This window comes from Pseudovibrio sp. W64 (assembly GCF_001623145.1).
In the GTDB taxonomy this organism is placed as follows: Bacteria; Pseudomonadota; Alphaproteobacteria; order Rhizobiales; family Stappiaceae; genus Pseudovibrio.
Window position 1 is genome coordinate 144,143 of the sequence record NZ_LMCI01000031.1, and the last position, 11,380, is coordinate 155,522.

Consider the following 11,380-nt stretch of genomic DNA (forward strand, 5'->3'; position numbering starts at 1 on the left):
AGCGTATTTAGTTGCGGCGAACGTAACAGTCGCCACCAGCAGATTTAAACTCACCGCAGAAGGTGTTTGCACTGGTCGGACCATCAAACGGAACCTGAATGCGGTAGTAAATGCCTTTGTCGCCAAGATCAGCACGCGTAATCACCGGTGTCACCAACGCCATCAGGTTTGGATAGCGGCTGTTGTAACGGCGGATCTGACCACGAGCATCCTCAACAGTGCGCACAGAAGCCACCTGCACAATGTAAGTCCCACCTGGAATCTCACCAACAACACCTTCGGTAGGTGTTGGAGTTGGAGCAATTGCCTGCGGGTTTACAGCAGCTGTTTGCGTGTTCTGGTTTCCAGTCAGGTTCAGCGGTGCGTTGCTGGCACGAGACGTCGGCTGCGGCTGCAGCGGCGTCAGCGTGTTGGAGCGAACAGTACCGCTGCCTGTATTGGCAGAGGCCACAACAAATGGCTTGGACTGAGGCACAACACTCACACCCAGAAGCGTATTGCGCGTCTCGGTCCGCGTTGCCACCGGAGCATTCGCAAACGCATCCTGCAAGCTGGTGGTTGTTGGTACAGCTGCAGCCTGCTGGTTTGCACTCTGGGTTTCACCCGGAAGTGGGTCCCACTGCCCAGACGTTGCCGCCGGTGTGGTGCTACCCGTATTCTGCGGATTGCTGTTGCGCACAGTGCTGCTTGTGACAACACGAGGCTGCGCAGACACATTTGCCTCTGCACCAGCCCGCTGAACGATGGTCCCGTCAGGACGAACAATAACGGTCCGCACCTTCTTCGTCGGGTTCACATCAAACACGCTGGACTTTGCAGTATCCGTTTCGCTGGATGCTGGCGGCAATGGTGTAACAGCTGCATCTTCACGCTGAATCATCTTCTCGCCAGTGACTGGCTGAGACGCTTCCTCCGGAGAAAAGACTTTTGCTGTGTCGTTCTTAGGCTGCGCAGAAGGAGATGGAACCTCCTTCATTGGAGAGGCATCAGCTCGAATAATTGGTGGTGGAGTTGCATCTCCGCCTGTTCCACCGAAGTCGAACAGGAACAGACCGGCACCGCCAACCACAACAATACCGCCAATGAGCGAAGCAGCCATCAGGCCTTTGCGCATACCGCCACTGCGGTTCTCTTCTGCCTCAATCGGAACATCAACAGAAACGCGTGGCACAGCTTGCGGAAGAACGCCGCCATCAAGGCTCGGGTCTTCTTTGCGCATAGCCTGCGCCACAGCATCAAGATCATATCCACCAGGAGGAGGAGACTGCTCTTCACCAGGCTTTTTCGCTGCATTCATCGCCTCTTGATGAGCAGCTTCTGTCTGCGCCAGCTTTTCAGCAGCAGCAGGCCAGGACATTTCATCCAAAGACGTATCGTTGGCAACGCTTTCGTCCAGCTGCCATGCATCATCACCTTCAACGGCAAATGGATCGATTTCCTGAGCAACCTGTTCAAAACCGGCACTCATGCGCTCAAATTCATTCAGCTCTGCAGCCACTTCAGGGCCGATTTCAACCTCCGGCTCTGGTTCTGGCTGCGGCTCCTGCGCAATTTCATCTGCAAAGATGTCATCAACGCTCGCCTCAATCTCCTGCGCAACATTTCGCACAGGCTGAGGCGCAACAGGTTCAGCAACAACGCTTGGCTGCGCTTCCTCGTCAAGACTGAACTCAGCCAACAAAGCTTCTTCAAGATGCTTGGCAGGAATAACAGTTTCCTGTGCAGACACTTCAGGAGCGCTGATGTGCTCACCCTCAAGCTCAGCACCGGTGTCCATCGCAAACGCTGTCATATCAGGTTCAAATGAAACAGGGTCAGCAGCAGGTGCCACATCATCATGCGTGCCACGCAATTGAGGCGCGGCAGGAGCTTCTTCAATCGCAGGCGTTGGTGCCGGTGCAGGCTGAACAGGCTTGGCAGCTGCTGCCGCAGTTGCACGCTCAGCAGCACGCTCGGCGCGCCAGCTGTCATAATCACTCTGGGAAAGCTCATCCAGAGCTCTCGGCGAAGCAGACGCCACATTTTGTACAGGCGCAGCAGGCTCAGCAACGCGCGGTGTTTCAACCACACGTGGAGCATCCACTGTGCGGCGTTCAAGGCGCTCACGCAAAGTCTGCTCAGGGCGCACATCCCGTGCGCCAACAGCATCCAGCGTCGGTGTCGCACGGCTCACGGACCGTTGAGGACGAGACGTCTGCTCACGCTCCACCTGAGACTGATTGAGAGAGGCAACAAGGCTCTCTTCAAGATCGCGCGAAAGAATATCATCCATTTCCGGCTCTGCAGTCACATCAGCAGCAGTCACAGACTGGCGCACAGGTGCAGGAGCAGGAACTGGCTTTGCTTCAGGCACAGCCGCCGCTTTTGGAACCGGTGGAAGATCGCTGACATAGTCAACAGCCTCACTCGGCGCACCAGCAGACAACGCAGCAGCGCTCAAATCCGCAAACGGATCAGCATGTGCAGGTGACGCGGAGGTTTTTGGAGATGCAAAAACAGCATCCAGAGCCGCAAATGAATCTTGAGTTGATGCAGGCTCATTCACTTCAGCTGCACCCACTGAATAATCATCGGCCAACGTGGCGTCCTGAGAGCCATGCTGTGGAGCATGATCGGCAGTTACACTGCGCTCGTCAGTCTTTGGAAACAGCGGACGGTCAGAGACTTCGCTTTCTACGCGAGAACTAGGACGGTACTGAGCAGCGCTCTCCCCGACAATTCTGGCAAGTTCTACGAGCGGATCTTGATCGCCTGCCCACTGTTGCGGTTCATCGCCTGCCGTTTGCCTAGCAGAAACCTCACCCGGACCCGGATACTTGGAGCGATTGGTCATTGCAGCGGTGTTTTCCCTTAAATAAGAGGCTCGCAATCCCCACCGCGAACCTCCAGTACTCTATCAACTATGCTCAGGCGCTAGCGCATTTCATTTGGTGCTGTGACACCCAAAACATTGAGGCCAGAAGCTATTACCTGTGAAACTGCGTAAACTAACGCGAGTCGAGCTTTGGTTAATTCTGGCGTTTTATCATTAATAAAGCGTAATTGCGGCTTTTCCTTGCCTCGAGACCAGTGGCTGTGAAGCGCATTGGCCAGCTCATAAAGATAGAACGCGATGCGATGCGGCTCGTGATTTTCTGAGGCTCCGTCTACAATTCGAGGCCATTGAGCCATCTTCGCGATCAGTGCAAGTTCACCCTCATCTTCAAGTTGTGCAAAATCTGCAGACTGCAACTCTTCAGCAGTATTTGAGAACCAATCCAGCTCTCCAGCAGCCTGACGCAGCACAGAATGACACCGAGCGTGACCGTACTGAACATAAAACACTGGATTGTCTTTTGACTGCTCTTTCACCTTGTCAAAATCGAAATCCAGCTGCGCATCGTTCTTACGATAGAGCATCATAAAGCGTACCGCATCTACGCCCACTTCATCAACCACATCGCGAAGGGTGATGAAATTACCAGAGCGCTTGGACATTTTGAACTCGGCGCCGCCCTTAAAGAGCTTCACAAGCTGACACAGACGCACAATCACATCCACATCACCGCCAGAGATCGCATTGCCGATCGCTTCCAGACGCTTCACATAGCCGCCATGGTCTGCACCAAGCACAAAGATGATCTCTTTGAACCCGCGCTCAATCTTGTCGCGCATGTAAGCAACGTCAGCGGCAAAATAGGTGTAGCTGCCATCAGACTTCACCAGCGCACGATCACTGTCATCACCGTAATTGGAGGAGCGGAACAGGGTCTGCTCACGGTCTTCCCAGTCATCAGGCACTTCGCCTTTTGGTGGTGGCAAAGTGCCAGTGTAAACCAGATCGCGCTGACGCAGAGCATCCAGCGTCAGATCAATGGCATTCCCCTGACCGTGCATGGTCTTTTCTGAAAAGAACACGTCGTGCTTCACGTTCAAAGCACTCAGGTCTTCACGGATCAGATCCATCATCTTGTCAACGGCATAGCCCTTGAGCAAAGCATGGCGCTCGCCCTCGCCCATATCCTTCAGGCGCTCACCATATTCCTCTGCCAGCGCCTTGCCGACGGGAACAAGGTATTCGCCCGGATAATAGCCCTCAGGGATCTGCCCAATGTCTTCACCCAGTGCTTCGCGGTAACGCAGGAAGGCGGACTTCGCCAGAGTATCAATCTGGGAGCCAGCATCGTTGATCACGTATTCGCGGGTCACATCATAACCAGCAAACTGCAACAGGCTTGCCAGCGCATCCCCCACAACAGCACCACGTGTATGGCCCACATGCATAGGCCCGGTCGGGTTCGCGGATACATACTCCACGTTCACCTTCAAACCGGCACCACGGCTGCCACTGCCAAACGCATTGCCTTTGGCAACAACATCTGCCAGCACGCGTTCCCATATAGCTTTGTTTACGCGGATGTTGATGAAGCCAGGTCCGGCAATATCAACAGCATCAACTTCACTGTCGGCGCGCAGGCCTTCTGCAATCTTTTCGGCAAGATCACGCGGCTTCATCTTCAGCTGTTTAGCCAGCACCATGGCAGCATTGGTCGCCAGATCGCCATGAGCAGCATCCCGAGGAGGTTCAACAGTCACTCGTCGCAGATCCAGCTCCGGCGCGTCAGCAGCAAGGTCGAGACCCTTGACTACACTGTTTACCCTTTCGGCGAAGTCTGCAAAGATGTTCATTTTTAATAGCCTAGTTTGACAGCTCACAGGGTTTTGCAAAGCCGCAGCCCCACATAAACTCCATGAATTAATAGTGTTTGAATTGGCGCATTACCCCAGTTCCGGGGTATCGTCAAATAATCGTCGGTGTTCGTCTATGGCATAACGGTCCGTCATGCCTGCAATGAAGTCACAAACCCTGCGGGCCTTCACATCATCACCCTCGCCTTTCAGTCCCGTACACCATGGTTCTGGCATTCTTTCCGGTGCTTTAAAGTAGGCATGGAACAAATCCCGCACCACTTTGGCAACCTTCCTGCGAACCGCCAGAACACTTTCGTGCCGGTACAGATTGGCAAACAAAAATTCTTTCAACTCGCGCTCTTCTCGCGCCATTTCAGTTGAAAAGGCAATAACAGGACCATTTGCATCACGAATATCCCCGCATTTCTTGGGAGAAACCTGATTAATTCGCGAAATACTCTCCGCAATCACGTCCTCTACCATGCCGGTGATACATCTGCGCCCAATCTCATGAATGCGCCGCGCATCTTCAAGACCGGGATATTTCCCGTCCACCTCGTCTAAAATACGCTTCAGATACGGCACCTCTTTCATCGCCTCAAAGCTAAGCAACCCAGCCCGCAATCCGTCATCCAGATCATGCGCATCATAAGCAATATCATCTGCAATCGCTGCCACCTGCGCTTCTGCACTCGGCCACGACCACAGCAGCAAATCCTGATGCCTGGCGTATTCGCTCACAGCAAACGGCAGATGCTTGCCTTCAAGCTTGCCACACGGCGCGCCGGATCGATCCGTCAGCGGCCCATTGTGCTTCACAAGCCCTTCCAGCGTTTCCCACGCCAGATTGAGGCCATCAAACTCGGCATACCGGCGCTCAAGATCCGTCACAATGCGCAGAGACTGGGCGTTGTGGTCAAACCCGCCATAGTCCGCCATGCATTCATGCATCACGTCCTCGCCCTCATGCCCAAACGGAGTGTGTCCAAGATCATGCGCCAGTGCCAGACACTCGGCCAGATCCTCATCCAGCCGCAGCGCACGCGCCAGCGAGCGTGCAATCTGGGAGACCTCAATGGTGTGCGTCAGGCGTGTGCGGAAGTGATCGCCCTCATGGTACACAAAGACCTGCGTCTTGTGCTTGAGGCGGCGGAAAGCTGCACTATGAATAATACGATCACGATCGCGCTGAAACGGAGTGCGTGTCGGGCTTTCCGGTTCTGGAAAAAGTCGGCCACGGCTGACTTCCGGATCAACAGCATACTCCGCCCGTGGCTGAGCACCGTATCCTAACGTCTTGACCATTCTTTATCCCCCGCCCCTTACAATCAGAAAATGCCCAGGTCATTCCCTGCGATTTTCGTATCACAGCAATGACATAACAGATGTAAAAGCCCTGTAAACAACCGCTTTCCCAAGCCAAATGTAATTTAGCAATAAAATACTATGGAAATTACCATGGAGACCACCTAAATTATAAGGCAAAGAAAGCATACAAGCCGAAACAAGACTGAGCTTATGACCCAGACCCCTGAAAATACCGTCGGCTTGACCGACAAGGCCGCAAAACGCGTAGCCCAGATACTGGAAACAGAAACCAATGGCAGCATGCTCCGCATTTCTGTCGAAGGTGGCGGCTGCTCCGGTTTTCAATACAAGTATGACATCGTAAAAGAACAGGAAGATGACGACCTCGTCCTCGCCAAACTCGGCGCAACGGTTCTCATCGACAGCATCTCCCTGCAATATATGGCAGGCTCGCAAATTGATTTCGTAACAGATCTCATGGGCCAGTCCTTCCAGATCTCAAATCCTCAGGCCGCCGCCGGCTGTGGATGCGGCACAAGCTTCTCCATCTAAGATAAGCCAGTCGCACATCAGGGGAATAAGTTAAAAAGCGGGCGTGAATGCATCCCAAAGCAACCACGCCCTATTGGCTTCAAAGCTCCGCCCCATAGGAACGCAACTTTCCCGCTTTCCTCTCAAACCAACGCACATTTCAACGCAAACAAGTTATCCTCCTAATCAAAGGAGGTTGCCCCCCATACAATTTAATTCGGTGCCCGAACTCATTGCACTCAGAATTACACGTATTTCAGAGGATTTAATGCATCAACTCGACAAGTACCACAAAGTCGTCGTAATCGGGCTTTTAGCATTCGGCGCCATCAAGCTCGTTGGTGAAATTTACTTAAATATCGTTACGCCTATTTTTCTCCAAGGCTTCGGCGGTTTCTTTAATAACAGCAACAACTCCCTTCCTGTGATGCTCTATTACCTTGGAGCAACTATGTGGGGGAGCGGACAGTTAATTGCTCTGGCGTTTGTCGTTGATTACTTAAAGCGCCTAGTTGATGCACGCACCCAAAGCTGAGAGTCTACAACACCCCTTATCTGAGTTTTCATAAGAGAAACTCCGCACTGGGCTAAACAGTGCGCAGAACCACACAGAATATGGCTATCAGGCCTTATTGAGAGGAAACCCGATGAAAATCGCAAGCTGGAACATTAATGGCGTCAAAGCGCGGTTAGAAACGGTTCTCAAGTGGCTCGAAGAAGAACAGCCAGACGTCGCCTGTTTTCAGGAAATTAAATCGGTTGATGAGAACTTCCCGCGCGCTCCGTTTGAGGAGCTGGGTTACAATCTGGAAACCCACGGCCAGAAAGGCTTCAACGGCGTCGCAATCCTCTCCAAACGCCCGTTTGAGGAGGTTAACCGCCGCCTGCCGGGTGAAGATGAAGACGAGCAAGCCCGTTATATCGAGGCCGTTATCGCCGGCGACAACGAGCCGATCCGCGTTGGCTGCCTCTATCTACCAAACGGCAATCCGGTAGAGACCGAAAAGTTTCCATATAAACTGCGCTGGATGGATCGCCTTCACAAGCACGCCGTTAAGCAGCTGGAAAAGGAAGAAGCCTTCCTGCTGGTTGGCGATTACAACGTCATTCCTGAGCCGGAAGACGCAAAGAAGCCAGAGGCTTGGGTTGGTGATGCTCTCTTCCGCCCGGAAAGCCGCCAGCGTTTCCGCGCCCTGCTCAACCTCGGCTTCACCGAAGCCGTCCGCGCCACCAACGGCACTGCCGGAACCTACACGTTCTGGGATTATCAGGCAGGCGCATGGCAACGCGACAACGGCATCCGCATCGATCACCTGCTACTCTCACCGGAAGCCGCCCGCATCATGCAGGGCGTCGGCATCGACAAACACGTCCGCGGCTGGGAGAAACCATCAGACCACGTCCCGGTCTGGGTTGAACTCTCCGCTTAAATACCGCGCTCATTTTGAGCGTACCCTCCAAAAATTCTGGTGGCGACCGCGCCACCAGCCCTCCTTATTTTTTCCATCCAAAACAAATAAACAGAAGTCTGGGAGGACATCTGATGGCTTGGCAACCAGCTGAAAATCGCTATGACACCATGAAGTACAACCGCTGCGGGAAGAGTGGCCTCAAGCTACCTGCCATTTCCCTCGGCCTCTGGCACAACTTCGGTGAAACTACCCCACATCAAACCAAACGCGAAATGTGTCGCACAGCGTTCGATCTGGGCATCACCCACTTCGACCTTGCCAACAACTACGGCCCGCCTCCAGGCAGTGCAGAAACCGCCTTTGGCGAGATCCTGCGCACCGACTTTGCCGGATACCGCGACGAACTCGTCATCTCTTCCAAGGCGGGATATGACATGTGGCCGGGACCTTATGGCGAATGGGGCAGCCGCAAATACCTCATGGCCAGCTGCGATCAGTCTTTGAAGCGTATGGGGCTGGACTACGTCGACATCTTTTATTCCCACCGCTTCGATCCGGATACTCCACTGGAAGAGACCATGATGGCCCTCGACCAGATCGTTCGTCAGGGCAAAGCGCTCTACGTGGGCATCTCCTCCTACAACTCCAAACGCACCAAGGAAGCAGCGAAGATCCTGAAGGAACTGGGCACCCCGTGTCTTATCCATCAGCCAAGCTATTCCATGCTCAACCGCTGGGTGGAAGAGGACGGCCTGCTCGACACGCTGGAAGAAGAAGGCATCGGCTCCATCGTCTTTTCCCCTCTGGCACAAGGCATGTTGACCAACAAATACCTGGGCGGCGTTCCACAGGACAGCCGCGCGGGCAAACACGTCGGTTCTTTCCAGGAAAGCTTCCTCAACGAGACCACGCTGACCCACATTCGCTCGCTGAACGAGATTGCCGAGAACCGTGGGCAGACACTGGCCCAGATGGCGCTGGCATGGGTTCTGCGCAAAGGCCGCGTCACCTCAGCTCTGATCGGCGCAAGCCGCAAGGAGCAGGTGATCGACTGCGCAGCCACCATCAACAACCTGGAGTTCACAGAGGACGAACTGACCGCCATCGATCAGTACGCCACAGAAGCCAACATCAACCTCTGGGCCCAATCCTCCGAACGCGAAGGCCCATCCCGCCCGGCGAAGAAGAAGTAAAAACGCACAAAGACAAATGGAGTGCGGACATCAGGTTCGCACTCCAGATGAGAGGTCGAGGAAATTCCTTCAAGACCGCGGATCCAGTCCCTTCTCTTCAAAATACGCGATTGCTGTATTCAGGCCGTTCAGGGCGGCGGGAACGCCTGCATAGACCGCCATTTGCCAGATGACTTCAAGGATCTCGGAGGGGCGTGCTCCTGAGTTCAGTGTATGCTCGATGTTCATGACTAGTTGCGGCCCTGTATGCCCGCCCATCGCTGTCAAAGCCGCAATGCTGCACAACTGCCGGGTCTTCAGGTCAACCCCTTCACGGCCATAGTGCTTGTCGTAGGCCCAGTCCACCACACTTTCAGACATACCGGGCACCGCAGCATCATATTTATCAGCAAGCTTCTTCTTCAGTTCAGGATTTAAAATACTCAGGACTTTCTCCGCATTCATAAGCCAGTCTCCTCAAGTCATAAACAACCGCCAGTCAGACTTGCCTAACTGCCTCCTCTTGAAAATCGGTGTGTTAATCACCGAGAAGTTGAGGTGATTGCCGCAAATACTCGCGCTGCAGCACCTTCAGCCCAGCCGGTACCTTAGGCTCGACAGACCGCCTAAGAAGCTGAAATTGTGAGAAAAGAGAGGCCCCTTACAAAACCGGCAGCACCTACTGTTTATTCCGTCTCAGATCTGCTAGGCATTTTTACGAGGAACACACTGGACTGCGGAGCCACTGGAATGCTTGAAGACCTTCAAACCCCTTGCCTTTTGCTTGATGAAACCGCAATGCGCCGAAACATCAAAGGCATGGCAGACAGGTTCAAACAGATCGGCGTTCCGCTGCGCCCGCACCTCAAGACAGCCAAATCCATCGATGTCGCCCGGATACTGCAAGAGCACGGCGCAGACCGCTGGACCGTCTCCACGCTGAAGGAAGCGGAGTACTTTTCCTCCTTTGGCCTCAAAGATATCCTCTATGCCGTCTCCATCATCCCGCAGAAGATGGATCGCATCATGCACCTCAATCGCGCCGGCGCTCAAATGTCCATCTGTCTGGACAGTACCGAGATGGCAAAACACCTTGCTACCATGACGCTGGACGGTCCAAAGCCCCGCGTCTATCTGGAGGTCGATGTAGACGGCCATCGCACCGGCGTGCAGGCAGATCAAAAGCGCGCGGTAGATGTCGCCAGAATACTTGCAAACGCATCTAACGTTGAGTTCGCCGGCGTTATGGCCCACGGCGGCGGTGTGAGTTATGCAGCAAACGGCAAGCAGGAACTGGAAGCCGCTGCGGAACAGGAGCGCACCGCAACCCTTGCAGTCAAAGACGCCATTCTGGAAGCAGGCCTACCCTGCCCGTACGTCAGCATCGGCTCCACCCCAACAGCCCTCTTCGGAACATCATTTGACGGAGTTTCTGATGTCCGGGCAGGTGTTTACGTGTTTCAGGATGTGTTTCAGGCCAATCTTGGCATGTGCGCCATGGAAGATGTGGCCGCAACTGTACTCACCAGCATCATCAGCCATGCCCCACACCTCAACCGCATCGTTGTAGATGCTGGCGGACTGGCACTCTCCAAAGACCGCTCGAGCGCAAGCCAAAGCAATGACTGCGGTTTCGGCCTGCTAAGTGATGCAGATGGACACATCGACCCGCTGCTCTACGTGCAAGGTGTCAGCCAGGAGCATGGCTACATCACCACCAGAGACGGAAGCCCTCTTCCCTTCGAACTATACCCTCTGGGATCACAGCTCCGTGTTCTGCCCAACCATTCTTGCATGACTGTCGCCGCCTATGAGGGGTACAATATGATCGACGGAGACCATGAAGGAGAGTGGTGGCCGCGCTGTAACAGGTGGTAGGTCAACCCGTTCCATCAATTATATCGGTCACATCTCATTGAGCCCTACAGATTGTCGCACTAGGAAATTGATTGGCAAAAGTTTTTTCCAATTGCGGCACTCTGAATCTCCCGTGGATATCACCGTTTACCAATCAAGATTTGTGGTGAAATTGAGTCTTTTTGGCCACCTCCAGGTGTTGCCCTGAACTGCAAAAGTCGATTTTCCACGCCCACCACTAATATTTCAAACATCGCATATCAGCTATGCAAAATTGACCTACCTACATTATACTTACTATAATGTACTTAGAGCGCGACTAAGTGAAAATGCGGGCGCCCTGTTGCACTGTTTCGCAAACGCACAAAATTCGCGCCTCTAAACACGCAATTTTATAAGTAAATTCATAGGACTAGAACCATTCCAGGC

Annotated in this window: 9 protein-coding genes; 5 read left to right on the top strand and 4 right to left on the bottom strand. The window is 53.8% G+C overall.

Annotated features, from left to right (window positions below; translation table 11 throughout):
- Nucleotides 1-7: 7 nt before the first annotated feature.
- From PsW64_RS14065 to PsW64_RS14075, 3 genes are all read right to left on the bottom strand, one after another.
- On the bottom strand, nt 8-2,833 hold the full coding sequence (locus PsW64_RS14065; protein WP_063304015.1) for an SPOR domain-containing protein: 2,826 nt from the start codon (nt 2,831-2,833) through the stop codon (nt 8-10).
- An 80-nt stretch (nt 2,834-2,913) separates the two neighbouring features.
- Nucleotides 2,914-4,668: an arginine--tRNA ligase gene (gene argS, locus PsW64_RS14070; protein WP_063290854.1), complete on the bottom strand. Its 1,755-nt coding sequence runs from the start codon at nt 4,666-4,668 to the stop codon at nt 2,914-2,916.
- A 90-nt stretch (nt 4,669-4,758) separates the two neighbouring features.
- Complete coding sequence (locus PsW64_RS14075; protein ID WP_063304016.1) at nt 4,759-5,976, bottom strand: deoxyguanosinetriphosphate triphosphohydrolase; 1,218 nt, start codon at nt 5,974-5,976, stop codon at nt 4,759-4,761.
- A 213-nt stretch (nt 5,977-6,189) separates the two neighbouring features.
- Here PsW64_RS14075 and erpA point away from each other — a divergent pair, with 213 nt between their 5' ends.
- From erpA to mgrA, 4 genes are all read left to right on the top strand, one after another.
- Nucleotides 6,190-6,531 carry an iron-sulfur cluster insertion protein ErpA gene (gene erpA, locus PsW64_RS14080; protein WP_063290856.1) on the top strand — a complete coding sequence of 114 codons (342 nt, stop codon included), beginning with the start codon at nt 6,190-6,192 and terminating at the stop codon, nt 6,529-6,531.
- Between the two features lie 247 nt (nt 6,532-6,778).
- Nucleotides 6,779-7,045, top strand: coding sequence for a hypothetical protein (locus PsW64_RS14085; protein WP_063288822.1), 267 nt, complete (start codon nt 6,779-6,781; stop codon nt 7,043-7,045).
- A gap of 112 nt (nt 7,046-7,157) precedes the next feature.
- Entirely contained in the window at nt 7,158-7,940 is a 783-nt protein-coding gene (xth, locus tag PsW64_RS14090; RefSeq protein WP_063288823.1) for an exodeoxyribonuclease III, read from the top strand.
- 113 nt (nt 7,941-8,053) lie between these two features.
- Nucleotides 8,054-9,115 carry an L-glyceraldehyde 3-phosphate reductase gene (mgrA, locus tag PsW64_RS14095; RefSeq protein ID WP_063304017.1) on the top strand — a complete coding sequence of 354 codons (1,062 nt, stop codon included), beginning with the start codon at nt 8,054-8,056 and terminating at the stop codon, nt 9,113-9,115.
- Nucleotides 9,116-9,184: 69 nt separating this feature from the next.
- Here the strand turns inward: mgrA and PsW64_RS14100 are convergent, their stop codons facing one another.
- Entirely contained in the window at nt 9,185-9,559 is a 375-nt protein-coding gene (locus tag PsW64_RS14100) for a carboxymuconolactone decarboxylase family protein (RefSeq protein ID WP_057466242.1), read from the bottom strand.
- 285 nt (nt 9,560-9,844) lie between these two features.
- Here PsW64_RS14100 and PsW64_RS14105 point away from each other — a divergent pair, with 285 nt between their 5' ends.
- Entirely contained in the window at nt 9,845-10,972 is a 1,128-nt protein-coding gene (locus tag PsW64_RS14105) for an alanine racemase (protein WP_063304018.1), read from the top strand.
- Nucleotides 10,973-11,380: the final 408 nt, after the last annotated feature.

Excerpts from the sequence above, each read along its gene's own strand:
- PsW64_RS14065 (WP_063304015.1), bottom strand. The coding sequence starts at position 2,833 with ATGACCAATCGCTCCAAGTATCCGGGTCCGGGTGAGGTTTCTGCTAGG.
- argS (WP_063290854.1), bottom strand. The coding sequence starts at position 4,668 with ATGAACATCTTTGCAGACTTCGCCGAAAGGGTAAACAGTGTAGTCAAG.
- PsW64_RS14075 (WP_063304016.1), bottom strand. The coding sequence starts at position 5,976 with ATGGTCAAGACGTTAGGATACGGTGCTCAGCCACGGGCGGAGTATGCT.
- erpA (WP_063290856.1), top strand. The coding sequence starts at position 6,190 with ATGACCCAGACCCCTGAAAATACCGTCGGCTTGACCGACAAGGCCGCA.
- PsW64_RS14085 (WP_063288822.1), top strand. The coding sequence starts at position 6,779 with ATGCATCAACTCGACAAGTACCACAAAGTCGTCGTAATCGGGCTTTTA.
- xth (WP_063288823.1), top strand. The coding sequence starts at position 7,158 with ATGAAAATCGCAAGCTGGAACATTAATGGCGTCAAAGCGCGGTTAGAA.
- mgrA (WP_063304017.1), top strand. The coding sequence starts at position 8,054 with ATGGCTTGGCAACCAGCTGAAAATCGCTATGACACCATGAAGTACAAC.
- PsW64_RS14100 (WP_057466242.1), bottom strand. The coding sequence starts at position 9,559 with ATGAATGCGGAGAAAGTCCTGAGTATTTTAAATCCTGAACTGAAGAAG.
- PsW64_RS14105 (WP_063304018.1), top strand. The coding sequence starts at position 9,845 with ATGCTTGAAGACCTTCAAACCCCTTGCCTTTTGCTTGATGAAACCGCA.